Raw genomic sequence first — 26,373 nt, forward strand, 5'->3', positions numbered from 1 at the left:
GGGACGTTACTCAACGGAAATAAAAATCCCCTCCATGCGTAAAGCAGGAAGGGGATTTAGGTTACGTTTTAGACTAAGCGCAAGTTGTGCTTACTTAGTTCGCTTATTTGACGAGGAAGTGCTTAACGAATTCCGTGATTTTCACCATGTCGTCAACCGCGATGAATTCTTCAGTTGTGTGTACTTTCGCCATACCAGTAGAAAGGTTTACCGTTGTTAGACCTTTCTTGTTGAAGTTGTTTGCGTCGCTGCCGCCACCAGTGCCTTTTGTGAATGCATCGATGCCCATGTCAGCGAATGCCGCTTTGATTGCTGAGACGTGAGCGTTGTCTTCTTCGATAACAAATGCGTCGTATGCGCGGCTTGATTCGATTTCAACTTCTGCGCCGTGTTTTTCACATACTGACTCGAAGGTAGAGATCATATGGTTCACTTGCGCTTCTAGCTTCTCACCGTTTAGAGAGCGTGCTTCAGCAACGATTTTTAGTTCTGGCATCACGATGTTTGTCGCTTGACCGCCGTTTACCATACCGATGTTTGCTGTGGTTTCTTCGTCGATACGAAGCAGCTTCATGTGGTTGATTGCATCTGCCGCTACCATGATTGCGCTGATGCCTTCTTCAGGTGCTAGACCCGCGTGTGCTGGGCGACCTTTGATTGTTGCAACGATTTTTTGCTGACCAGGTGCTGCTGTCACGATAGTGCCGATAGGACCGCCTGTGTCCAGTACGATCGCTTCTTTAGACGTTACGTGTGTCATGTCGAAGTACTCAGAGCCGAACAGACCGCCTTCTTCATGCACAGTGAAAGCAAGCTCTAACGTTTTGTGCTCTAGGTTTTCAGCTTGGATGCAACGAACCGCTTCCATGATTGCTGCAATGCCAGACTTGTCATCACCGCCAAGGATCGTATTGCCTTTAGATCGAATGATGCCATCTTCGATGATCGGCTCAATGCCGATACCAGGCGTTACTGTATCCATGTGGCAGCTCATGAGGATAGAGCCTTCTTTCTTACCTTCTAGACGTGCATAAACGTTGAAGCCATTAGAAATTTGTTCTGGTACAGGTAGTTTTTGAACCGTAAAGCCTAACTCGCCCAGTTGCTCAGCCAGAGTTTCTGCGATTTGTTTTTCATTCATAGATTCGCTATCGATGCGAACCAGTTGGCAGAAATGTTCAACTAGACGTTCTTGATTAATTTGTGTCATTTGGATGTCTCTTTCTTTCTTGGTCGAGACCGCAGCGGTATAGAGTGCGAGCCCGAAAGGGAACAGAACACCTCTTATTACACACCTAGTCCGTGTCAAAACTGTCTTGAATCAAAAAATACCGCTGCCTGACATTCTCTTGACCTACGAATTACCGGATCTGATGCGGCGGTCACGAAAGTAAAAATGGGCTAGGTAAATATGTAAACAAGACTAACACCCAGTTTTTTGGGGTGATAGAGAAAAACTAATCGTTTGTTATGAGCTTTTAGCGAATCTTTACAAATATCGAAAGTGACTGATTTATATAAGGGCGAGTGGTATTTATGTACAGAGTCGAGCTATTTATGTAATTGATGAAAAGTTAACAGTATAACTGCATAGTCGATTGTAATTTAACGGGTAATTATTGAAGCAGTATCACATCTGTGGGTTAATACGGTCTCTGTTTATTCATGTCCTCTCGCACTGCCTTTCTGGATAGGCCGAACTCTGCAAAGGGTTCGGCCGCTATACTTAAATAATAATCAAATCCAAGTTTTCTGAGTATAAAAACGCAAAAAGCCGAGTCGCTGACTCGGCCTCGTATCCAGATAATTGGGTTAACTTTTTTGCAAGCTCAATAAAGTTACACCTATCAACCATTCAATCGTGCGTTGGCATGACTTGTTAAGCTTGAACGATGCAACAGTCTCAATCTGCGTTTGAATCTCATTGAGATAAGGTGTGTGATGCTCACAAACTGTCATCAAAAATGCCAAACGCCAAATCGCCATAAACGCTTCATCGCCAAACGCATGTTCCCAACTGTCAATGAAGTCTTTTTCATTACCTGACATGTTCAACTTATCGGCCATGATTTTTAGTAGTCGGCCTTGTAGAGCGCGAGGAATATCGGCTTTCTTTGCAAAGTGATGGCTTATGCCCGTCCTCGATATTCCCGATTGCTCACTCAACGTCGTGTAGGACATCTTCTCGTAACCAAGCTTGATCAACTGCTCTGTCGCGACATTGAGGATGGTGTTGATGGTAATCTGGGTATCTTCTTGAGTTCGGCGTGCCATAACTATTTGCCAGTGTAGTGGTTAAAAAATGATACTACCACTTATCGGCACTCATTCCATATATTATCAGAATAATTGTCCGTATATTGACACTGTTTGAATGAGAATTGCGCGTTACTGCCCACAAAAGTCATTGCGGTAACAATCTGTTTACATCTTAATTGGGCGTGTAAATTTAAAAACGATATGCTAATACATTGATATTATGTGTTTTCCTTATTTTTCACGTAAACGATTGCGGGCGAATAATGTCGTGTAACATATTTTTTACATTACGTTGCAAAAAGTGCATGAAGCTAGATTTCCTCGTATGTATTCCAATTTTTCTCCTCCTGCGCCAAGTTAGAAATATCGAACAAGAACGTATGTTCAAACACAACAATGACATAAGGAGAAAGTCATGGTGGACACCTACAACCCATTAGGCACGGATGGATTCGAATTTGTGGAATACACAGCGGCGGATAGCGAAGGTATTGAACAACTGAAAGCGCTGTTTGTTTCGTTGGGTTTTGCAGAAATCGCAAAACACCGTTCTAAGAAGGCTTGGCTGTACCGACAAGGTGACATCAGCTTTATCGTTAATGCTCAGCCGCACAGTCAGGCAGAAGGCTTCGCTAAAGTTCATGGACCTTCCGTTTGTGGCATGGCATTTCGCGTGCAAGACGCTAACGTGGCGCTAAAGCAAGCGCTGGATAACGGCGGTGAAGAGTACAAAACGGAAATCGGTCCGATGGAGCTAAGCATTCCGGCAATTTACGGTATCGGTGAGAGTCTTCTGTACTTCGTTGATCGTTACGGCAAACAGAGCATTTACGATGTCGACTTCCGCTTCTACGATGATGCAGAGGAACGTCTAGCGAAAGCAGACGTTGGCATGTACGAAATCGACCATCTGACTCATAACGTGAAGCAAGGCAACATGGATGTGTGGTCTGGATTTTACGAGCGCATTGGTAACTTCCGCGAGATTCGCTACTTCGACATTGAAGGTAAGCTGACTGGGCTTGTTAGCCGCGCAATGACCGCACCGTGTGGCAAGATCCGCATTCCAATCAATGAGTCCTCTGACGACAAATCGCAGATTGAAGAGTTCATCCGTGAATACAACGGAGAAGGTATTCAGCACATCGCGATGACAACCGATGACATCTACCAAACCGTTCAAACACTGCGAGATCGTGGTATGGACTTTATGCCAACACCGGATACGTACTACGAGAAAGTCGACGAGCGCGTAAAAGGACATGGGGAAGACGTCAGCAAACTGCGTGATCTGCAAGTCCTCATTGATGGCGCGCCAACCAAAGACGGCATCTTACTGCAAATCTTCACCCAGACTGTAATTGGTCCTGTGTTCTTTGAAATCATTCAACGTAAAGGCAACGAAGGTTTTGGTGAGGGTAACTTCAAAGCTTTGTTTGAATCGATTGAAGAAGACCAAATCCGTCGAGGAGTACTAAGCGATGCATAAATGGATCACATTCCCTCATCGGGAGGGAGTGTGCTCCAAGCAAGCACATGCTGATTTCCCGGAAGAGGCAATTTACGAACGTGAAGCAGGTCGAAGTGGATTCTTCGGTCCTGCGGCACACTTTCATCATCAACACGCACCGACAGGTTGGTCTGAGTGGGAAGGCGATTTACGTCCGCGCGCTTTCGATTTCAACCTAGTCGAAACGGCGAGTCAGATTTCGCCTTGGGCAGTGCCGCATCTGCTACACAACGCCAACTGTAAGATCCGTGTATGGCGTATGGACGAAAAGATGGACTTCTTGGTGCGTAACGCCGATGGCGATGAGCTGCTGTTCATCCATCACGGCACGGCAGATCTTTACTGCGATTATGGTCATCTCAAAGTGAGCGAAGGTGATTACGTGATGATCCCACGCTCAACCAGTTGGCGATTAGAACCAAGCGAGCCAATGTTTGTTCTGATGATTGAAAACACCGACGCTGCTTATTCTTTGCCAGAAAAAGGCATGGTGGGTAATCACGCTGTATTCGACCCAGCCGTTCTGGAAACGCCGTCAATTAATGACGAATTTCGCGCGCAATACTCAGAAGATCAAACTCAAGTTCATGTGAAGCGCCATGACAAAGTCAGCGTGATTACTTACCCATTCAACCCGCTTGATGCGATTGGTTGGCACGGTGACTTGGCTGTGGTGAAAGTGAACTGGCGTGATATTCGACCTTTGATGTCGCATCGTTATCACTTACCGCCTTCTGCCCACACTACATTTGTTGGTGCTGGATTCGTTGTGTGTACGTTTGTACCTCGACCGATCGAAAGCGACCCTGGCGCACTAAAGGTGCCGTTCTATCATAACAATGACGATTATGACGAAGTCTTGTTCTACCACGCAGGGGATTTCTTCAGCCGTGACAACATCGAAGCAGGCATGGTGACTTTCCATCCGGCAGGTTTTACCCACGGTCCTCACCCGAAAGCGTTCAAAGCGGGTCAGGAATACAAGAAGAAGTTTACCGATGAAGTGGCAGTGATGATTGATACACGCCATGCGCTCGAGTTCTCTGACGAGCTCGGTAAGGTTGAAAACAAAGAATACGTCTATAGCTGGCAAGAGAAGTAAGGGGCAAGGATGAAATTAGCAACCAAGAAAAATGGTACTCGCGATGGTCTGTTGCTGGTCGTGAGCAAAGACCTGACACAATGTGTTCCGGCAACCGAAATTTTCCACGCGATGCATCTCGCGCCCACCATGCAAGTGGCATTGGATAACTGGGATAAAGTCGCTCCACAACTGGAAGAGCTTTATAACGCGTTAAACAATGGTTCGGTTTCAGGAAGTGAAGCGTTTGAATCCCACTATCTAGAGTCACCATTGCCTCGCGCCTATCAATGGGCGGATGGCAGTGCCTACGTCAATCACGTTGAACTAGTGCGTAAAGCGCGTGGTGCAGAAATGCCAGAAAGCTTCTGGACCGATCCTTTGATGTATCAAGGTGGCTCTGATGCATTTATTGGTCCTTGCGACAACATCGAATTTGCGAGCGACGAGTGGGGCATCGATTTCGAAGGTGAAGTTGCCGTGATCACCGGTGACGTGCCGATGGGAGCAAGCATTGCAGAAGCACAAGAATCCATTCGTCTTATCATGCTCGTTAACGATGTGTCGTTGCGTGGTTTGATCCCAGCGGAGCTGGCGAAAGGCTTTGGTTTCTTCCAATCAAAACCATCATCGGCGTTTTCTCCTGTTGCAGTAACGCCAGATGAGCTGGGTGAAGCATGGTATGAAAACAAAGTTCATTTGCCTTTGGTTTCAACCTATAACAATGCGCCATTTGGTTGCCCGAATGCAGGGGTAGATATGACGTTTGATTTCGCTGATTTGATTGTTCATGCCAGCAAAACCCGTCCACTTTCTGCGGGCGCAATCATTGGTTCGGGCACAGTATCGAACAAGCAGGGCACGGAGCACGGTACCTCTATCGAAGAGGGTGGCGTAGGCTATTCGTGCATTGCAGAAGTGCGCATGATTGAAACCATTCGTGATGGTAAACCGTCGACGAGCTTTATGTCGTTTGGTGACTCTATCAAGCTAGAGATGTTTGACGCAGATGGTAACTCGATCTTTGGCGCGATTGATCAGCAAGTCAGCCAATACCTAAAACACTGAGAGTGAGGGGCAAGGGAAGTATGAGCGATAACATCACCCTCTATGGCTATTGGCGCTCTTCGGCGGCTTATCGAGTTCGCATTTGTTTGAACTTAAAAGAGCTGAAGTACGAGTCCAAATCGATTCATTTGGTACGTAATGGCGGCCAGCAGCACAGCGCGGAATATCATGAGTTAAACGCCTCTGAGCTCGTGCCAGTGCTGGTGGATGGTGATATTCAACTCAACCAATCTCTTGCCATCATTCAGTATCTCGATGAGGAGTATCCACTAGTTCGAGTGGTTCCAGAGAAATTGCCGCTTCGTTACCATGCTTTGGCTATGGCTCAGGATATCGCGATGGAGATTCACCCACTCAATAACTTGCGCGTGCTGCAGTACCTAGAAGGGAAGCTGTCGTGTGACCAAGAGGCGAAAGTCGAGTGGATTCATCATTGGGTTAACCAAGGCTTTACTGCGTTAGAACAGAAGCTAAACCAGCATCGACAACAACATGGAAACTGTATTTACAGTGTGACTGACTCTCCCTCTGTTGTTGATATTTCTTTAGTGCCTCAAGTGTACAATGCGTTACGTTTTGGAGTGGATATGACTCCTTATCCAATTATTAGCTCGGTTGTAGAAGCATGTAATCAACTGCCTGCATTTATTGATGCCATGCCAGAGAACCAACCCGACGCGAACAGCTAGCACTCTCTCTACATCTTAATGATTAACAAACGGGCTCTTGATGGAGTCCGTTTTTGTTCTTTCTGGTTCACGTAAAAATCGTGTTCAAAACGTTGGCTACTGTTATTATCACCCCGCAAAATTTATCGGTTTTGTTGCTCTGGCTAAAATTTCCATTTAGGCTTTGAGCAACTAGTTGTTTTGGGCGCACTTTATCTATGACCAACATCTTTATCATTGTTGTTCTACTTGTTGTTTTCTTCTTTATCATTCAAAAGTACGTGATCAAAAACGATGACACGCGAGACTTCCCATACCGTTCGAAAGGTCCGTTATTAAAAGGGCAAGAAGGGGCGTTTTTTAATGCCTTGAGAGCGGCGGTTGGTGATCACGCAGTGGTGTTTGCCAAAGTAAACATGGCAACGCTGATCGCACCAAAAGAGATTAAGAACAAAAAGCAGTTCTTCATTGCCAGTAACCGGATTTCACGCAGCTACTTTGATTACGTTATCTGCGACCCTAGAACGCTTGAACCACGTGTCATTATTGAGCTTGATAACGGTCAGCAGCTGCATAAAGGTAAAGTCGAGCGCCAAAAGCTGCTGATGCACGTGTGTAAATCGGCGAACCTTCCTTTGATTGGCGCATCGGTAAAACACAGTTATCAAGTGGGGCGTCTACGTCGTTTATTGGCAGCGCACATTGATCTGATTGAACCAGATAAAGAAGTCCGCTTTTGTAAAAAGTGTGGCAGTCCGATGATCATCAGAACAGCAAGCCAAGGTGAGTTTAAGGGCCGACGCTTCTTCACTTGTAGCCGTCAGCCAAACTGTACCTACACAGAAAACTACAACGTGGTGTTTGATACCGAAGACGAATAAACAATTCGCTCCCAGATATTGAAATAGAGAAAGGCTTCAACTGGATTGGTTGAAGCCTTTTTTGTTTTACCATTGAACAAAGAACAGCACTTCGCAACATCCGTTCTGGTAACTCCTATACTTTGATAAAGAAAGAAGAATAGGGAAGCGTTATGCGATATGGATGGATTCTTTCAGCGCTGCTACTCACGTTCAGTAGTCATGCACAGCAGTCACTCAAACCACTAGAATGCCAATTAACTGATACACCTCAGGACCATTTCTTGTTTTATCGTGAGCAGATGGTTTACCACAGTGAGCAGTTTGCGATTTTCCAGAACTTTAAAGGGCGGGTCAGTACTCAGGTGGATCTAAAAACGGGCAAGTTGATACGTACGACGTTTATTGGTGAACCATTTGAGCCTAAATACCAAATTTTGTTTGGCGATTGCCCAAACGTATCGCAAGTTTTGCAAATTTGGATGCTCAGTGAAGTGCCTTACGACAATTAACCCAAAACACAAAAGTTAAGTAGATCACACTTTTAACCTCACTCAAGTTGCGGCTTGACGATAAAATCGTCTGAAAACGGGTGTTGAGTTTAGATTTTCGCCAAACGATTCAAAGTTAATGAATTTATGCTTGCACCCCTCATAGGATATAGCTAATATCCTTCTCGTTCTTAAGGAATGGGTCCGTAGCTCAGTTGGTTAGAGTACTACCTTGACATGGTAGGGGTCGGCGATTCGAGTTCGCCCGGACCCACCACTCCTTAAAGCCATACTAAAACCAAAGTATGCCGAACATAAAATTTGGGTCCGTAGCTCAGTTGGTTAGAGTACTACCTTGACATGGTAGGGGTCACCAGTTCGAATCTGGTCGGACCCACCAAATTTAGTTCTTCGTGAACAAACGCAAAGCCCGCTATTTTAGCGGGCTTTGTTGTATCTGAACCGTTTGAATTGTGAGTTTGAGCTGTCGCAACTTACAATAACTGACGCAAATTGAATATATGTACCCAGTGCAAATAGTCACTTGGTTCATGGAATCAGCCACTAAGCCGTTAAATAAACTCAACAACACAGTAAAAACGTTCAGGAAAATACTTTTCGCAAGCTTATAAACCCCACTCAAGGCTTAGCCTTTCATAAAATTCCTTTCAACAAAACGATATCAATTGAGAGGCCTTTATGTGTAAGTCATCCGTTTACAGCAAGTATCAAAAACGAGTCATTAAATTTCTAAATGACTTGCTTGGCGCCGACACTCCTTTCTCTTATGAAAGAACACAGACGAATCATCTTAAAGTGCTTATCGATGGTGTACCAAAGCCAATTTTTACCGGTTCGACTCCATCTGACTGTAAATCAATTAATAACTTTATGGCGGAAGTAAAGCGTGAGCTTAGAGCAAGTAAAGTTAAAAAAGACGACTTTCAGTCAAAACCTAAACAGGTTCATTCAATCAGGTCTTCGAACGATAAATTAATCCAGGGGTGTATCAAATCGCTTCGTACACGTCTACCTATCTTGAAATCTCAAGAAGAGTCTCGTGTTTTAGAAACTCAGGAGCTAGGCGATATCAACGAGAGCCGTTTAGACGTAGTGAAGCATTCCATCTCATTCGCACTGCAAGCACGTAAAGACGGCGTGTATATCAAACGAAATGAGATGAGAGGGATTGAGCAAGATATTTTGAAGCATCTGAATTTCATGTTGCCAACAATTGCTTACTACTCTGAGCTCTTAGTAAGTAAAAACAAATACAACCAGAAGAGTTATGAACCTTTGCCTGTAGAAACAGTGATGAATGAGTTTGATGTTCGAGAGTTTAGGGCTAAGAGCGTTGTAAGTATTGATTCTTCGTCGAAAGCGGTGCCGAATGTAGAGAATTTGGTTGTTTCAAAGATCAAGAAAAGCACAAGTACAGCCCATCCTGTGAAACAAGATAAAGACTCCGTAGCAGAGTTAATGGATATGTCGTCAGATAGTCGAGTGAGCTCGCTGCGTAAACTAACTAGAGTACAAGCTCTAACACTAATTGACGATTTAAACCACGCGTTAGCTTTGAACCGTGAACAAGATATAGATGCAGTTGTTGAACTGATTCGTGATAAAGATCTGCCTCTAGAGGCTATTATTTCTCGTTTAGAAGCCGCGTAGACCCAAACAATCACACTATCGCTAGCTGTTTAGTGTTGGCGATAGTTATTAGATTCGTGCCAAGGAGCTCATCATGGTACAGAACTTGATTCGATGTATTGCCACACAATTAGTTGTTGTGATGCCTAGCATCCTAGAAGCGATGTTTGATGAGCTAGTTAGCTTTATTAGGGAAGTTGAATAGTTAGAATTATATTTGTTATCAAATTATTTAATATATTTTTGTAAATTAAAGTTGGTGTTGATTTCGTTACATTTCATTCACGTGGTGTATTAAATTAAATAACCTTGCTAGCTCTCTTATTTATAAAAATGATCCAAATCATTGTGCAAATAGATATTTTATTAAACTTCCATTTGAATGTTTGAGAATGGCGTTCTGTTAATATAGAATGCTGCCGTCCAATTACATACTACCGAATTACTTATATGACCGAACTATTAGCATCACTTATCGCTTCATTTTCTGCAGAGTCCATTTCAAATGGTTTTATCTACCTTATTTTATTGTTGCTAGTTGGTTCGATCTTATTGGCAATATTAGGGAAAGCACCACGCTTTACTGCAAGTACAACTAATATTTTAACATCATTGGGTATTCTTGGTACGTTTGCAGGCATCGTAGTTGGTCTGATGGACTTCGATCCCCAAAACATTGATGGCAGTATCGAATCACTACTTGGTGGCCTAAAGACTGCATTCCTGACAAGTTTAGCAGGTATGGCTGGTTCTATTTTTTATAAAGCTGCGTTAGGTTTAATTCCTCAAAAAGAACGCGAAGAAACGAAGTCTGTAGGTCCTGAGGAAATCTTCTCAGTTATGTCACAACAACTGAAGGCTTCTATAGAGCAGTTACACGCTTCGAATGAGTTGCTATCTGCGATTAAAGGTGACGAGGATTCGTCATTGACCTCACAAATTAAGAACCTCAGAACAGACATTAATGACGGTCAAAGAACATTAAACGACCAGTTTAAGCAAACAACAGAGCGTAATGCTGAATTCCAGAGCACACTATGGAAGAAAATGGATGAGTTCGGTGAACTTCTGTCTAAGTCTGCAACAGAACAAGTAATCAATGCTCTAAAAGAAGTAATTGTTGATTTCAACGAGAAGTTGACGGAGCAATTTGGTGAGAACTTTAAGCGTTTGGATGAATCTGTGAAGAAATTAGTCGATTGGCAAGAAAACTATCGCCATCAACTCGAGGATATGGCGACCAAATACCAGTTGGGCGTTGATGCAATTTCATCCACTGAGAAATCTGTAGCGCACATCAATGAGCGAGCGGAAGCAATTCCTGTAACAATGGAGAAGTTGCATCAAGTTATGGAACTAGGTCATGGTCAGGTAACCGAGTTAGAACACAGACTTGAGGCATTTAAAGACTTGAGAGATAAGGCTGTTGAAGCTATGCCTCAGATTCGTGAGCAAATGGATACCACAATGGCAGTAATTGGTGACTCAGTAAAAGCGGCCTCAACGCACTACGAGTCAATGTTGGTTGAATCTCAAAAGATCATTGATAATTTTAGTGCGACTGCGAACCAGAGTGTTGAATCAATGCGAACTAACCTTGAGGAAGGCGCGACTAAGGTTTCACATGAGCTAGAGAGTCGAGCAGTAGAAATTGGTGGCCGTTTAGCTGAAGCATCTAACGATATTACGGACAACGTAACAACAGCCTCAGGGGCACTTCAGAATAGTGCAACCTACCTCACAGACAACGCTGAACAAATTAAGCAACAGCTTGAAGACTCTATTGTTGAGCTAAATAGTCAGCTTCGTGTTCTAGTGGCTGAGATTAAAGATGATGCAAAAGATACGGGAACAGTATTAAAAGAAGCAAACCAAGAGCTTCTGGCAAGCACTAAAGAAATTCAGCAGGAAACAACAAACGCTATTTCTAAGCTTCATGAACGTCTAGAAACAACGTTAGAAGATGTCTTCCAGGTACAAGCTCAAGCGGTGCGTAGAACCTTTGATAGTTTAGAAGACCAAATTACAGACTCTGTTGGTAAGACAGGCAGCGCGGTAGAGAAGCAAGTTGAAGTGCTTGACCTTCAAATGCAGCAAGAGATTAACCGTACCATGAGTGAAATGGGTGAAGCTTTAGCAACGATCACTCAACAGTTCACTCGTGATTACCAAAAACTTGTTCGTGAAATGAACAACGTTGTCACGACTAGCAAAATGGCTGTGTAATCATGGATAAGGTTTTCGGAAGCTCGAAAAAGCACAGCGACAGCGGTGAGCATTGGATGTCGGTATCAGACTTAATGGCAGGTTTGATGATGGTATTCCTTTTCATCTCCGTTGCTCTGATGCGAGATGCAATGGTCGAGCGCGACAAAATTAAAGAAGTTGCTGAAACTTATCAACAAACCCAACAAGCAATTTACGTTGCCCTCTACGAAGAATTCGAAAAAGATTTGATAAAGTGGGGGGCTGAGATAGATCGAGAGACATTGAGCGTAAACTTTACTGCTCCTGATGTACTGTTCGCAAACGGTAGAGCCGATCTAAATGATAACTTTCAATTGATCTTAGATGATTTCATTCCTCGTTATCTGTCGGTTCTGGATAGCTATAAGCCAATCATTCAAGAGATCAAGATAGAAGGCCACACTTCTAGTCGATGGAATCACGATTCGACAGATTATGAGGCGTATTTCAACAATATGCGATTATCGCAATCACGAACGCGAGCGGTACTAGGTTACATCATGAGCTTGGAGCCTGTTGTTGACGAACATTACCATTGGGTTAAACAGAACGTAGCTGCGGTTGGTTACTCTTCATCAAAGTTGACGCTTGATGAACTTGGTAATGAAGATGAGCAGAAGTCTCGACGTGTATCTTTCCGCGTTATAACTAACGCAGAAGAACAAATTCGTAAGATCTTGGAAGAGGTTTAACTTGAAACTGAATATTAGCTTCAAAAACCTAAATGCTGCCATTGAGTTAATGGAGCCCAAGAAGAAAGGCGAGTTTAATCTAGCGTTTGTCGAAACCAGTATTGAAAAGCTGGACTTGGAGCTGGCTAAAGGTAAAGACGTTGAGCTCAAAGATGTTGATATTGACTCTGGCCTACTTAGCTATAAAGGGCGTAACGTTTCTTTATACATTAAAGATAATGGTACAACTGCGCGTTTCCATGTAGCTGATTGCCGTACTCTCCAGGGAATGCGGGCTAATGGAAGGTTCGAACGTTATGTTGTAACTAATGACACCTCTGGTGAATTTACTATTGCTACAGCTTATGGCGAACGTAAAGCGCCTTTAAAGGTTTGTCAGAACTGCTTACGAATGCTGAACTATAAAGGCTGTAATACAACGACCAACATTCAATCCGTTGTCAACGAGTTTGATATGGGAGAGTTCTTCGCAACATACAGCTCTTTCTTCCCTCATATGCCTTCACGTCAGGCAGAGACAGCGGAAACTGGGTACAGTGAAGACTGGACAAAAGTTTCTTCACATTATCGTGTTGATAAGGATTTCACTTGTGAGCAATGTGATGTAAATCTTCGTTCACATCGCCATCTTCTTCATGTGCACCATGTAAGTGGGGTGAAGTCTGACAACCGTCCCAAAAACCTTAAAGCTTTGTGTATAGATTGTCACAGTAAACAACCTATGCACTCGCATATGGCAGTAAGTCATTCAGAAAGGCAGTTAATTAACAAATTACGAAACGAGCAAGGATTACTAGAAGATCTAGGTAATTGGCAAAGCCTATTTGATTTTGCTGACCCAGGCTTACATGGTGTTTTGCATGCTTGTAAAGACTTTGGAACAACATTGCCAGAAGTCGGGTTCTATATCTCTGATTCTTTCGGTGACTTAGCGGCAAAAATTGAACTAGCATGGCCTAAGCACAAGTTTGGCATTGCTATATCAGCGAATGATATTGAAGATGCAAGCAATGAAGGTTGGCACGTGCTCACAGCCAATGAGTTTTTAGCAGACTACAGATCTCAAGCAGGGAATTTACGTTGGTAGGATTGGTATTAGGAGAGATAACTTGAGAATACGTTTTGATGAGATCCTCGAAAGAATAATTACCATCAATCATGCATGGAAACTATCTCGTGATGAATTTGGAAACGATTTTGTTGCTACAAAATCTTTTCGCGATACAAAGTCATCGTTGCAAGCAACCTTGCTACGTGAGTTCCCAGAATACGCCTATTTAAAAGTGGCAACTGACAGCGATGACCATGGTGAGGCCATGTATAGCGTCAGGCTCAGGAACCCTATACGTATTAATGACACATTGCGCACCGATGCTGAGCACCTTCCGATAAGAATCGCTGAAGAGCTGTTTACTCCCCAAGAATTACAAAACTTACTAAATCAATAGGCTTATCATGTTTCAATTTATTTTGAATTTATTCAGCGAACCCGTGACTGCAGTGATCATCGGTACAACTATAGTGTGCTTTATCTTTTTTCTTTACAGAGAGTGGAAGACCAACTCTGATGAGAAAAATAGACTATCTTCCATAGCATCGCTTAGCGACAGATTCATTGGTGGTCAGCTACCAATAGCTCAATTGAGTAAAGATGAATTAGTTTGGGTGACAGATCACTTAGTCTATGACGTTGAAGGTGAGTCGCTTTTAGTTGAGTCTAAACAAGGCAAGTGGTTATCTAAATCTCCAGTAACACAGATGCTGCCAAGCTTTGACGCTAGTCGATACAAATTAGTACCAGCACTTCTTACGAGTTTAGGTATCACAGGTACATTTTTAGGTATCACTCTGGGTCTGAGTGAGTTCTCCATGACTGGTGAATCAAAAGCTCTTTTAGCATCAGCAGCGCTATTATTGGAAGGCATGAAAACAGCCTTTTATACGTCATTGGTTGGCCTGTCACTATCTGCTGTGTTTATGGCTGTTATGAAGGCGTCTTCGAGTACGATCGCGAAAAAACAGAGTGATTTTATCGCCGTAATTGCTAGCCAATATCTAGAAGCTAGCCCAATCATGTATTTGAAAAACATCTCCAACGAAAACCAACAAGAAGTGATCGATGCTCAGCTAAACTCTGCGCTTGTAATGGAGAAGCTGGGTGGGAGCATGGACTCAGTTGTTACTCAATTGTCTGCTTTAGGGCAATCATTTAATGGTGAAATCATAGCGAATACGATTTCAGCAGCAGTGACAGAGTCAATCGAAAAACAAATGTCACCAGCTTTAGAAGGTATCAAAAATGAACTTTCACTTCTTAAAGATATAAAAGAGCAAAATCAGAAAGAACTGATGGAGCTTATGATCGGTGAGATGAAAACTCAGCTAATCGAACCTGTCGTTTCAGAACTAGAGAAAACGGCGAGCGCGGTAGAGAAAAACAACGAAGTATCCGAGCTACTCAACCGCAACGTTGAACAAGTAATGACGCGCACAGCTGAAACAGTAGAAACCATCGACAAATTCCAACAAGAAACCATGGTTAAACTCCAAGGTTTTGCTGAGTCGCTAAAAGATATTTTAAGTAGCTTTAAAGACGACACCCAAGGCGCCATGGGAGCAATTGCTAACGAAGTTCAGCAAATGCTAAACAGTGCAACAGAGGGAATGGATAAACAGCGTGTTGCTTTTGAACATAGCTCAGAAACTGCAGCTTCCGCTTTCGAAGGTATTAAAGATTCAATGGATAAAGCGCTCTCAGAACGACAAAATGTAGAGCAAGCACTATTCAACAATGTTGAAAGTCGAATCGCTTCTTTGTTGAAAGAGTCACAAGACATTTTTGATAACCAAACCAAAGTATTGGAAAAGGTAGGCGAAGAGGCGAGTGGCCTGATGTCATCTGCAAAAGATGAGTTGATTTCAGGGCTTGGTGATATTGATAAGAAAGTGATTTCAATGTCACAAACAGTACAAACTGAGTTAGAAGCGTTCCGCGAACAGTATCAGCAAAACTTAACCAATTACTTCAGCCAACAAAACACGTTATTAGAAGAGAGTCTTGGTAAGCAACGTGATGGTTTAAATGGCGTAGTCGAAAACTTTCGTAAAGTCTTTGAAAGTGAGTATCAGACTCGTCACAACTTGCTGCAAGAACTAACGGCTCAGCACACTGAACTACAAAAGTCAGCGAAAACGATTGAGCAAGTCGCTAAAGCTATTGGCCTGAATGAAGCTTCGAAAATGGCTGAGCTCCAAGATGCAGCGCGTACCATGGGTCGAGAGATTGGACAGCTTAAACTGGAGTACTCAAAAGCGGCAGCTACGTTTAATGATGTTACCGAAAACCTACCTAAAGCAATGGATGAATATTTCACAAGAGCGAACCAAAGTTTTGAAAGCTTCTTTGGTGATTTTGATACAGCAGCAAGTTCTATTCATAACAAGTTATCGCAAGCTGCAGGTTATTTGATTAACTCTCAAGTACAGCGTCGAGAGTTTGAGGCTGATGAGCGAGCTGTTGCTAGGGCGGAAGCGTAATGCGCGGATTAAGAACAAGCCCGCGAACAGCCGACGCTGAAGAGTCTGGGGTTTGGTTATCGATAGGCGACTTGATGTCCGTACTCTTGATGATCTTTGCATTGTTATTGATTAGTGCGTTAGTACAGATCTCGGAAGTTCATGAAAATAGCCAAACCACCCGAGTTGTTATCATTAAAGGCATTAATGACGCTTTGGAGGGGGCGGGTATTGAAGTTCAAGCTAACTCTGAAACTGGTGATATCTCAATTTTAGATTCAATTCTATTTGATAGAAACGAGTACAGCTTGAAGCCGTCTGGCAAAGCGTTTCTCGATCAGTTTATCCCTATTTATTCCGACGTGATATTTCAATCTAAGCTAACGTCTGATGAAGTAAGCCGCATTGTGATTGAGGGGCATTCAAGTTCAGAAGGTTCATTTGATCGCAATATGGAGCTTAGCGTCTTAAGAGCAAATAGTGTAGCGAAGTACATAAACAGTATGGATTTTGAACATAAACTTCCTTTTTTTGATAAAGCGATGATCTCAGGTCGTGGACCAATAGAGGCCAACCAAGAAGCGACAGATCCGGCAGACCGTAAAGTGAAATTCAGATTCCAGTTTAAAGACGATGAGTTCTTAGGTTATTTCTCTGAGGTGAAATCAGTTGAGTAATAAAGGTTTTACTTTTAATCAGCCTGTCGTCCCTGGCGCAAATAGCCTCGACAGAATGTCATTTGATGATTTCTACAACATGGGTGATCTAAAGGGTAACTTACCGAGCTTCCCTCCCAAAACGATAAAACAGATCATCCAATTGGTTGACCAAGGAAAAAGCGAGCAAATTTCAATCTTGGAATGGCTAGATGCAGTAGATAACCAGAGCCAATGGAATGATCTCGAAGCGAGTGAGGTTAACGATGCTTGCCGTGCTATTTGGTATGCAATGTGTACCAATGTCGCATTGGGAGACATTGCGTTCTTTAAAGTAGCGCTAGCACTTGACGGCAAGCCAACGTCTATTGTCCCCGATTTGATCCAAAGTATGGATATTGTTCAGGGTGTGTCTGAACTTGAAGACTTAGAAAGGAAAAAGATTGATTGGCTTCAAGCAATAAGAAGTCAAAGCTATCAATCAATGAGTCAATATTGCTTTGATAACAATCGAACACCTAGGAGCTATGTGAGGTATCTACGCCTTCCTAAAGCGAACTCGTATGAACGTCATTTATCATCTGAGCTAGTTAAAGCCGCTCCGAGGCCGCTTACTAGCGCAGCGGACTTATGGCTGCAAGAATGTTTTCGTAGCCTAAAAACGACCAATGATAAGTTGGCTTTTTGCGATACCGCTATCAACCACTTCAAAGACTTTGATTATGGTAAGCACGTCGAAGACATTCTCGAAGAAAAATGCTTACCAACAGGTGATGACTCTTTTTGGTACTCCTTGTCTGAACAAACTAAAGGCATACTCAAAAAGAAATTCAACATTTCAAGCTATTACGAACTTAAGAGTATATCTAGATTATTAACGTCAGATCATGGCAAAGAGAACCTTGAGTTTGAGGAGCATGAAGCGAGGCAGATTCATAGCCGAACTATGTTTTGGTCTAACTATAGCGCTCGATTTAATCGAATAAGAGCACTGTTACCTACGCAAACTCTTCAATACCTGATGAGCCAAGGGTATTCACCCTCTGGTCAAATTGAGGCGTTGTCTGATAAATCTGTTTATCAATGCGAAGTGCTGATTTTTGAGCTAGACAAAATTATCGCCGTTGAGTTTTTGAGAGGAGATCTGAGCGAAACTCGCTTTTTCAAGAATACAGAGTGGAACGCTAAGCGCTTGTTTGAAACGCCAGGGCTGACCATCGAAGCTATACGCGAAATGTCGCAGCTCGATGTTCATGACCATTTAACGTCGTGGCAGTACTTCTGTGAAAAACTTTTGCGGACCAAGTTTAAGCTGTTACCAAATCCCGATATTCCTTATTTCAAAGGCTTACCTCCAGCCGTTAATAGTTACAGTGAAACTCGTGGTTTGCCAAAGCCTGAACAAAGCTATCTGGATGAAAGGGCTAGGAAACTAGAGCGTTGGGTGGAACATTTTTGGGAAACTGAATTTAAGACATCTAAATATGGCGAGCAGTCAGGTTTACGTCAAAAAAGTAATATTTACTTATCCAAAGCTCAAGTGGCGAAGCAGCTCGGGAATGATGAAGATCATGAGCTGTATATTATGAAGGCAGCGAACCAAGGCAATGCAGAAGCTATGTGGCAATTAGGTCAAAAACTGATGCTTGGTTCTGAATCAACACCCAAGAAAAGGCAATATGGTGAGAAGTGGATTGCTAAGGCGGCTTCTGAAGGACACGAAGTGGCGCTTGAAACAGCTAAAAGGTTCAACATTGTCCCTAGTGATTTAGCGGCGAGGCTGTTGTCAGCAGTAGAGACACATATACCTGAGAATCAAGAAGCTGCAATGGCAAAGGAAGAGAGACTTCAGCATTGGAGCGATGTAAGAGTATTAGATAAGGTAAATTACTTCTTTACCCGAACTCAAAATGTAATCAACGCAGCGAACATTATGATTTTACTTAATGAGCTAGAGCGTCGTAACACCACCAGTGCGGATAAAATGCTTAAACCATTGCTACCTAAAGCCAAAGCTTTGCTAGATGAATTGAAAATACCATATTAGTAGGCATTTTTTGTCATGTATTACGATTGAGCCTTTACTTTCACAAGCTTACAAAACTCACAGTTTCTTATGCATGTCGTAGGATTCACAAATGATCAAATTCAATGAGATAAAGCGGTGAAGAACAAAACGATAACAGCACTTTCAGAAAAGTTGGGCGTGCCAACGCGAGAAACGAAAAAAGCATTGGCATGGGACATTACCTCAGGCTTTGGTGTAGTTGTGCAAATAGACCAGCCTAGCACTGGCGAATACGCCTTGGTTTGGCTCCCTCACAATATGGACGCATTGGAAGAGCTTTCTTGTGAGAAAGTTGTGTACTCAGAAGGCAAGGGTCGGCACAGTAACACGTACGCTTCTCCAGGTTTAAAGCGTGGTGATGCGGCTATCCGTGCCAAGATAAAAACAGAACGAGAACTCAATGAGCTGTTGAGCTTCTTATTTGACCCGTTTTGTTAGGTTAGGGATGTTTGGCGTTATGGACGTTTATAGCACTCTGACTTGAACGCAAATTGTGCAATTGCACGAATAAAAAAGAAGCCATGTGAGCAATGGTCACATCTTGTAAAAACTAATGGGTCGTGTGCTGCGTATTTCATCGTTTTATATGAGGTTTTTATTGTAAGATACGATTTATCCAATAAAAATTACATGCAAAACTACGACGAGTCGGTTGGTATTTAATGCAAAAATCAAACTTCGAATTCCTCAAAGGCGTTAACGATTTCTTGTACGCTATTGCTCGCGCAGCAGAAAAAAACTATCCAGATGATCCAAACACCACGTTAGTTAAACTGCGTATCTTTGGTGAAGCGACAGCCAAGCACTTAGCTAAGCTGCTAGATATCGAAGTTCCTGAGAACCAACACGAACTCCTACGTGAACTAGGCAAAATCCCTTTTGTCGATGACAGTATTCTTAATGTCTTCCATAAGCTGCGTAAAATTGGTAACCAAGCCGTCCATGAATATCATGACGATCTCCAAGATGCTGAAATGTGCTTGCGCTTTGCGTTTCGTATTGCGGTTTGGTATTACCGACTTGTCACCAAGAAATACGACTTTCCTGTGCCTCACTTTGTTTTGCCAAGCTCAGACAATGGCGACCAGTTTGAACAAGAAGTGCTGTCGCTAAAACATGAATTGGCATTAGCTCGTCAAAGCGAAAGCCAAGCGAGAGAACAGTCGAAAGCCGAGTTAGAAGCGCAACAGGCGAAACTGACAGCGCTGAACGGCTACATCTCCGTTTTAGAGAGTAAGCAAGAAGAAACACACGAACAGTCTCAAGCTCGCATTAGCGCACTAGAAGCGAAACTCAAAGAGCAAGAAGTCGAGCTATCTAAGAAGACAGAAGTCGAACGTAAAGCTTATAAGAAACAGATCATCGAAGAGGCGAAGTCACGCCCTCTAAATCTAAGTGAAGACGAAACCCGCTATCTAATTGATAACCAGCTGCGCAAGGCCGGTTGGGATGCAGACAGTAAAAAGCTAAATTTTGCCAATGGTACAAGGCCACAAGTTGGTCGCAATATTGCAATCGCAGAGTGGCCAACAGGCAAAGATGAAACCGGTAAAACAGGTTTTGCTGATTACGTATTGTTTGTCGGTCTAAAGCCTATGGGCGTCATTGAAGCGAAGAAGAGCAACAAAGATGTTTCAGCGAAGCTGACCGAGGCATACCGTTATAGTAAGTATTTTGATAACGATTTTCTGCGTTCAGAATTACAGCAAGCCGCTAACGGCCAAGATGAACTCGATCAAGTTGCTGAAGCGTTACCTACGTACTTACCTTCGTGGGCAGACTCTCAAGGCTCCTCTGCGCTTAAAACGCAAGAATTTAAAATTCCATTCTGCTTTTCTGCCAATGGTCGTGGTTATAAAGCGGCGGCGAAAACAAAAAGTGGTATCTGGTATCGTGACGTTCGCCACGCTACCAATATGCCCAAAGCATTGCCTGAATGGCACCGACCTGAAGAGCTAGTTGCCAAGCTAGAAAGTGACGATCAGCTAACCAATAACTGGTTTAGCCGAAATGCAGACATGAGTGACCTCGGTTTGCGTTACTACCAAGAAGAAGCGGTACAAGCGACTGAGCAAGCTATTGCTAATGGTCAGCAAGATATCCTGTTGGCTATGGCCACGGGCACGGGTAAAACACGTACTGCGATTGCCTTAATGTATCGCCTTATTCAGTCTCAGCGGTTTAAGCGCGTTCTGTTCTTGGTCGATCGCACATCTCTTGGTAAACAGGCACTAGATTCATTCGAAGATACCAACATCAAAGGGGATACTTTTAATTCGATCTTCAATGTAAAAGGGTTAACGGATCGCTTCCCAGAAGACAGCACTAAGATCCACGTTGCCACTGTTCAGTCTCTCGTTAAGCGCACGCTACAAAGTGATGAAGTGATGCCAGTAGGGCGTTACGACTGCATTATTGTTGATGAAGCGCACCGTGGTTACATTCTTGATAAAGAGCAAACAGAAGGGGAAGAGAAATTCAGAAGCGAACAAGACTTTATCTCTTCTTATCGCCGTATTATCGATCACTTCGATGCAGTAAAAATTGCGTTAACCGCGACACCTGCGTTGCACACCATTGATATCTTCGGTGGAGAGCAGAAGAAACCTGTTTATCGCTATAGCTACCGAAAAGCCGTAATCGATGGGTACTTAACCGATCAAGAGCCGCCAATCCGCATCATCACCAAACTCAGTGAATCTGGGTTGTATCTCTCTCAAGGTACCGAAGTTCAGCGACTCTCTAATCAAGGTGAATTAATTAATGACACCTTAGATGACGAACAAGGCTTTGAAGTCGCGGATTTCAACCGTGCGCTCATCGCTTCAAATTTCAATAAAGTAGTTTGTGAAGAGTTGGTTAACCATATCGACCCAACCAGCCCACAAAAGACCTTAGTCTTTTGCGTGAACAACACTCATGCCGACTCTGTGGTCGAAGAGTTGAGAACCGCGTTTAAGGCTAAGTACCCTGAACTTGAACACGACGCGATCATCAAAATTACCGGTGATTCAGACAAAGATTCCACCAAAGTCCAGTCGATGATCACACGCTTTAACAAAGAGCGCTTACCGAACATCGTGGTAACGGTAGACCTACTTACAACGGGTATCGATATACCAAGTATCTGTAATTTAGTGTTTATGCGCAAAGTGCGTAGCCGTATCTTGTATGAGCAAATGAAAGGCCGTGCGACGCGCTTATGCCCGGCAGTAGGTAAAACATCATTCAAAATTTTCGATGCGGTTGACCTGTATTCCACATTGCAAAGTGTCGATACCATGCGCCCAGTCGTGGTTCGTCCAAAGGTAGAGCTGCAAACCTTGGTTAACGAAATTACGGATTCTGAAACCTATAAGGTCATTGAGGCGGATGGTCGCAGCTTCGCCGAGCATAGTCACGAACAACTGGTTGCCAAGCTGCAACGCATCTCAAGCCACGCGGAGTTTAGCCGTCTTAAATCACGCGAGATAGATAACCAAATCAAACGTTTTGATGAGATTTGCCAAGACTCAGCAGGCTGTAACTTTGCGAGCCTTGCGAAAACACTCAAACAAAAAGGTCCCAAATGGTCGGCAGAAGTGTTCAACAAGGTGACCAATATGGTCGGCCGCTTAGAGCAGCTAAAGCAAGAGATCAACGATTTGCGTGATATGCCAATCTTTACCGATGTGGATGATTCGCTGTTACGAGTAGAAACCGTGTATGGCGAGCATAAAACTGCCCAAGATTTCTTAGAAGCCTTTGATGCGCTGGTGGACAAATCATCCAACCAACAAGAAGCATTAGATGTAATCATCAATCGCCCAAGAGACTTAACTCGTAAAGGTCTGCTAGAGCTGCAAGAGTGGTTTGATGCACAAAACTTTAATGAGCCAACGCTGAAAAAAGCGTGGAAAGAGACCAAAAACCAAGATGTGGCAGCGCGCCTAATTGGTCACATTCGACAAGCGGCGATTGGTGATGCATTGCTGCCCTTTGAAGATCGAGTAGATCAAGCGTTAGATAAAATCAAAGCCCAAAAAGAGTGGAGTGACGAGCAGCTTAACTGGCTCGATCGCTTAGCGTCATCCATTAAAGACAAAGTGGTACTCGACGATGACACCTTTAAAACGGGTAACTACAAGCGTAAAGGTGGCAAACGTAAGCTTATGAACGTCTTTAATGATGAATTAGACAGCATACTCACCCAATTCAACGAGTTTATGTGGGACGAGCCCGCGTAAAATTGTAATATTCAAACCAAAATAAGATGACGAAATATGAGCACAGAAAATCTTGAATACTTGTTAGAGAAATTGATTGCAATTAACGAACAAATACTTGAAACCGTTTCAGACATCAAAACAGAAGTCCAAGATATAAATAAAGAATTAAATTGGGTTGAAGAGCACTCTTACGCCAAGGTGGTGTATGACAGCTTAAATACGATTGAAAACAAATTGGATTCTATTGACTCTGGTATTTCAAATATCGACATCAACACAACAGGGCTTTAATCAGTCACAACTAAGCACTTTTTAGCAGTTAACGAACAGGCTTAACTGTAAGAACAAATAAGAGAACAAGCATGAACAATAATGATCTGGTCGCCAAACTGTGGAAACTGTGTGACAACCTACGTGATGGCGGTGTGTCTTACCAAAACTACGTAAATGAATTGGCGTCGTTACTGTTTCTTAAAATGTGTGAAGAAACGGGCCAAGAAGATGAATTGTTGCCAGAGGGATACCGCTGGGCAGATCTAAAAGCTAAGCTAGGCCAAGAGCAGCACCAGTTCTACCGTAACATGCTGGTTCAGCTTGGCGCTGACGACCATGCCATTGTTCGTGCGATTTTCCAAAACGTAAACACCACCATTACTCAACCTGCTCAGCTGACTGAACTCGTTGATAACATGGACAAACTAGAGTGGTTTGACGGTGACACTGGCAAGAGTCGAGATGACTTTGGTGACATGTACGAAGGTCTACTGCAAAAGAACGCGAACGAGACGAAATCGGGTGCGGGCCAGTACTTTACGCCGCGTTCACTGATCAGCACCATCATCAAAGTGATGCAACCTCAACCTCGTGAAGTAATCCAAGATCCAGCCGCAGGTACGGCAGGTTTCTTGATTGAAGCGGATAAATACATCAAATCACAAACCAACGATTTAGATGATCTAGACGATGATGATCAAGAGTTCCAAATGACCAAAGCCTTTGTTGGTTTGGAGCTAGTACCAGAAACGCGCCGTCTAGCACTGATGAACTGCCTATTGCATGACATTGAAGGTGATGCAGAAGAGGGCGCAATTCGCCTTGGAAACACATTAGGCAGTGCAGGTGAAACGCTTCCTCAAGCAAACGTGATTTTAACTAACCCTCCGTTTGGTAGCGCAGCAAGCACCAACATCACTCGTACCTTTGTTCACCCAACGGGTAACAAACAGCTATGTTTCATGCAGCATATTTACGATGCGTTAGAGCCAGGCGGCCGTGCAGCGGTGGTAATTCCTGATAATGTGTTATTCGAAGGCGGTAAAGGTACCGATATTCGCCGTGACCTGATGGACAAGTGTAACCTGCACACCATTTTGCGTTTGCCGACGGGTATCTTCTACGCTCAGGGCGTAAAGACCAACGTACTCTTCTTCCAAAAAGGCACGCCAGAGAACAAGAACCAAGATAAAGGCTGTACCAAGGAAACATGGGTATTCGATATGCGTACCAACATGAACACCTTTGGTAAACGTCGTCCGCTGACTGAAAAGCACTTTGAAGCATTTATCAATGCTTATGGCACAGATAAAAACGGTCAATCACCTCGTGAAGAAGGTATTTACGAGACGCTCGGTAACATCTTTGCCGAAGGTGAAGAAGCGGTAGAAAATGTACTTGAAAACGCGCGCTTCCGTAAATTTAGTCGTGATTACATTCGCGACCAAAAAGGGGACAGCCTAGATATCTCTTGGTTAAAAGACCTCGAAGCTACCAGCGCAGAAAACTTGCCAGAGCCAGAAGTGCTCGCCGGGGAAGCAATGGCAGAGCTGACCGAAGCTATGTCTGAGATCTACCAATTAATGCAAGCGCTTGGTGCGAATGATGAGGCAGAAGGGCAAAAGCAATTGCTTGAAGAAGCTTTTGGCTTGGCAGAAAAGCCGGAGGCAGAATAATGAGTGAATTGCCGAAGGCGTGGAAAGCTACTCTCTTAAATGAGGTAGTAGACAAGATTGTAGGAGGAGGGACACCGAGTAAATCAGTTCCTTCCTACTATGAAGGTGATATCCCTTGGATGACAGTGAAGGATATGAATAAGTCGTATCTTACTGACACCATTGATCATATTACCCAAGAAGCTATTGATAATAGTAGTACCAATGTTATTCCTGCTGGAACGCCGATTATTGCCACTCGTATGAGTTTAGGAAAAATAGTTCGTGCAAGTTTTGATTCTGCGATTAACCAAGACTTGAAGGCCTTGTTCGTCAATAGAGATGTCGATGATTACTACTTCGAATATTGGTACCGTTCTCAAGGATTGAAGATTGAGTCGTTGGGTACAGGTACTACAGTTAAAGGGGTTAGGCTTGAAGTCATCAATGCTCTAGAATTTCCTCTAGCCCCTCTAGCCGAACAAAAACGCATCGTTAAAAAACTCGATGAGGTATTGGCACAGGTCGACACCATCAAAGCCCGCCTAGATGGCATCCCAGACTTGCTAAAACGCTTCCGCCAATCGGTACTCGCTTCTGCGGTGTCGGGGAAGTTGACGGAAGAGTGGCGTGGTGTCGGGTCTGAGCCTTTCGGCAAACAGGTGAAATTAGGCGAGTTATTGAAAGATGGTCCACAGAATGGGCTATATAAACCTTCTCGTTTCTATGGTGACGGTACAAAAATCTTCCGAATTGATAGTTTTTATGATGGAGAGTTAGTTGATTGGGAAACAATTAAGCGTGTCGATCTAGAAGAGCAAGAAGTTGGTAAATACAGAGTTAATGTTGATGATGTTTTAATTAACCGTGTAAATAGTATCGAATATTTAGGAAAGTGCGCCTTAGTACGAGAGTTACCAGAACGCGCTGTTTTTGAAAGCAATATTATGCGCATGTCAATTGATACAGAGAAAGCCTTACCAGCATTCGTAACTATTTTCTTGAGAAGTATTGTTGGTCTTCAAGAATTAAGAAAAAACGCGAAACTGGCAGTTAATCAAGCGAGTATCAACCAAACTGATGTGAAAAATTGCTCGTTGCGATTGCCTAAGATAGAAGAACAAAAAGAAATCGTTCGTCTTGTTGACCAATACTTTGCGTTCGCTGACACTATCGAAGCGCAAGTGAAAAAAGCGCAGGCGAGGGTAGATAACCTAACCCAAAGTATCTTGGCAAAAGCCTTCCGAGGTGAGTTGGTGGATCAAGATCCAAACGATGAGCCAGCCGACAAGCTGCTAGAGCGCATTGCCGAGGCTCGCAAAGAGGCTGAAGCCCTAGCCAAGGCAGCCAAAAAAGCCGAAGCGGCTAAGAAAAGAGCCGCAAAAAGCGCGTAAGTTCTGAGCTTTACTTTGTTGTTTTAATAAAGGGGCGAGAGCCCCTTTTTAGTGCCTGTCATCTGAGGTTTTTATAT

General features: G+C 43.4%; 21 protein-coding genes and 2 tRNA genes. 21 read left to right on the forward strand and 2 right to left on the reverse strand.

Going from position 1 to position 26,373, the window contains the following annotated elements:
* Nucleotides 1-103: 103 nt before the first annotated feature.
* Complete coding sequence (locus VJL_RS00880; RefSeq protein ID WP_038873360.1) at nt 104-1,210, reverse strand: M20/M25/M40 family metallo-hydrolase; 1,107 nt, start codon at nt 1,208-1,210, stop codon at nt 104-106.
* A gap of 602 nt (nt 1,211-1,812) precedes the next feature.
* Complete coding sequence (locus VJL_RS00885) at nt 1,813-2,274, reverse strand: TetR/AcrR family transcriptional regulator (protein WP_038874807.1); 462 nt, start codon at nt 2,272-2,274, stop codon at nt 1,813-1,815.
* A 400-nt stretch (nt 2,275-2,674) separates the two neighbouring features.
* Between VJL_RS00885 and hppD the strand changes: the two genes are divergently transcribed.
* The 21 genes from hppD to VJL_RS00990 all read left to right on the forward strand — a co-directional run bounded on the left by hppD (nt 2,675) and on the right by VJL_RS00990 (nt 26,296).
* Nucleotides 2,675-3,748, forward strand: a complete 1,074-nt coding sequence (gene hppD, locus VJL_RS00890; protein ID WP_038874811.1) for a 4-hydroxyphenylpyruvate dioxygenase — start codon at nt 2,675-2,677, stop codon at nt 3,746-3,748.
* Entirely contained in the window at nt 3,741-4,871 is a 1,131-nt protein-coding gene (locus VJL_RS00895) for a homogentisate 1,2-dioxygenase (RefSeq protein WP_038874814.1), read from the forward strand. The genes hppD and VJL_RS00895 overlap by 8 nt, the downstream gene beginning before the upstream one ends.
* Before the next feature lie 9 nt (nt 4,872-4,880).
* Nucleotides 4,881-5,918: a fumarylacetoacetate hydrolase family protein gene (locus VJL_RS00900; RefSeq protein WP_038874816.1), complete on the forward strand. Its 1,038-nt coding sequence runs from the start codon at nt 4,881-4,883 to the stop codon at nt 5,916-5,918.
* Nucleotides 5,919-5,938: 20 nt separating this feature from the next.
* The gene (gene maiA / locus VJL_RS00905) at nt 5,939-6,607 is read left to right on the forward strand and encodes a maleylacetoacetate isomerase (RefSeq protein WP_038874819.1); all 669 of its coding nucleotides are present in this window, start codon (nt 5,939-5,941) and stop codon (nt 6,605-6,607) included.
* A 197-nt stretch (nt 6,608-6,804) separates the two neighbouring features.
* Nucleotides 6,805-7,467, forward strand: coding sequence for a DUF2726 domain-containing protein (locus VJL_RS00910; protein WP_005439975.1), 663 nt, complete (start codon nt 6,805-6,807; stop codon nt 7,465-7,467).
* 152 nt (nt 7,468-7,619) lie between these two features.
* Nucleotides 7,620-7,958 (forward strand): hypothetical protein, encoded by a 339-nt coding sequence (locus VJL_RS00915; RefSeq protein WP_009697431.1) that lies wholly within the window; start codon nt 7,620-7,622, stop codon nt 7,956-7,958.
* 179 nt (nt 7,959-8,137) lie between these two features.
* Nucleotides 8,138-8,214: transfer RNA gene (locus tag VJL_RS00920), tRNA-Val, on the forward strand.
* 46 nt (nt 8,215-8,260) lie between these two features.
* Nucleotides 8,261-8,337 (forward strand) — tRNA-Val (locus VJL_RS00925).
* A 299-nt stretch (nt 8,338-8,636) separates the two neighbouring features.
* Nucleotides 8,637-9,608 (forward strand): hypothetical protein, encoded by a 972-nt coding sequence (locus VJL_RS00930; protein WP_038874822.1) that lies wholly within the window; start codon nt 8,637-8,639, stop codon nt 9,606-9,608.
* Between the two features lie 429 nt (nt 9,609-10,037).
* A complete protein-coding gene (locus tag VJL_RS00935) occupies nt 10,038-11,813 on the forward strand; it encodes a membrane protein (RefSeq protein ID WP_038874825.1) in 1,776 nt (591 codons plus the stop codon).
* 2 nt (nt 11,814-11,815) lie between these two features.
* Nucleotides 11,816-12,526 (forward strand): OmpA family protein, encoded by a 711-nt coding sequence (locus VJL_RS00940; protein ID WP_038874828.1) that lies wholly within the window; start codon nt 11,816-11,818, stop codon nt 12,524-12,526.
* Between the two features lies 1 nt (nt 12,527).
* Nucleotides 12,528-13,613, forward strand: a complete 1,086-nt coding sequence (locus tag VJL_RS00945) for a hypothetical protein (protein WP_038874831.1) — start codon at nt 12,528-12,530, stop codon at nt 13,611-13,613.
* A 22-nt stretch (nt 13,614-13,635) separates the two neighbouring features.
* Nucleotides 13,636-13,974: a hypothetical protein gene (locus VJL_RS00950; protein WP_038874834.1), complete on the forward strand. Its 339-nt coding sequence runs from the start codon at nt 13,636-13,638 to the stop codon at nt 13,972-13,974.
* Between the two features lie 7 nt (nt 13,975-13,981).
* Entirely contained in the window at nt 13,982-16,063 is a 2,082-nt protein-coding gene (locus VJL_RS00955) for a chemotaxis protein (protein ID WP_038874837.1), read from the forward strand.
* Nucleotides 16,063-16,719: an OmpA/MotB family protein gene (locus VJL_RS00960; RefSeq protein WP_038874840.1), complete on the forward strand. Its 657-nt coding sequence runs from the start codon at nt 16,063-16,065 to the stop codon at nt 16,717-16,719. The genes VJL_RS00955 and VJL_RS00960 overlap by 1 nt, the downstream gene beginning before the upstream one ends.
* A 142-nt stretch (nt 16,720-16,861) precedes the next feature.
* Entirely contained in the window at nt 16,862-18,745 is a 1,884-nt protein-coding gene (locus tag VJL_RS00965; protein ID WP_160167702.1) for an EH signature domain-containing protein, read from the forward strand.
* A 117-nt stretch (nt 18,746-18,862) separates the two neighbouring features.
* The gene (locus VJL_RS00970) at nt 18,863-19,204 is read left to right on the forward strand and encodes a hypothetical protein (protein WP_038874843.1); all 342 of its coding nucleotides are present in this window, start codon (nt 18,863-18,865) and stop codon (nt 19,202-19,204) included.
* 224 nt (nt 19,205-19,428) lie between these two features.
* Entirely contained in the window at nt 19,429-22,992 is a 3,564-nt protein-coding gene (gene hsdR / locus VJL_RS00975; RefSeq protein WP_038874847.1) for a type I restriction-modification system endonuclease, read from the forward strand.
* Nucleotides 22,993-23,028: 36 nt separating this feature from the next.
* On the forward strand, nt 23,029-23,265 hold the full coding sequence (locus VJL_RS00980; RefSeq protein ID WP_038874849.1) for a hypothetical protein: 237 nt from the start codon (nt 23,029-23,031) through the stop codon (nt 23,263-23,265).
* A 71-nt stretch (nt 23,266-23,336) separates the two neighbouring features.
* A complete protein-coding gene (locus VJL_RS00985; RefSeq protein WP_038874854.1) occupies nt 23,337-24,923 on the forward strand; it encodes an N-6 DNA methylase in 1,587 nt (528 codons plus the stop codon).
* Complete coding sequence (locus tag VJL_RS00990; protein WP_038874858.1) at nt 24,923-26,296, forward strand: restriction endonuclease subunit S; 1,374 nt, start codon at nt 24,923-24,925, stop codon at nt 26,294-26,296. The genes VJL_RS00985 and VJL_RS00990 overlap by 1 nt, the downstream gene beginning before the upstream one ends.
* The last annotated feature ends 77 nt before the right edge of the window (nt 26,297-26,373 follow it).

The sequence above is a fragment of the Vibrio jasicida CAIM 1864 = LMG 25398 genome (assembly GCF_000400365.1).
In the GTDB taxonomy this organism is placed as follows: Bacteria; Pseudomonadota; Gammaproteobacteria; order Enterobacterales; family Vibrionaceae; genus Vibrio; species Vibrio jasicida.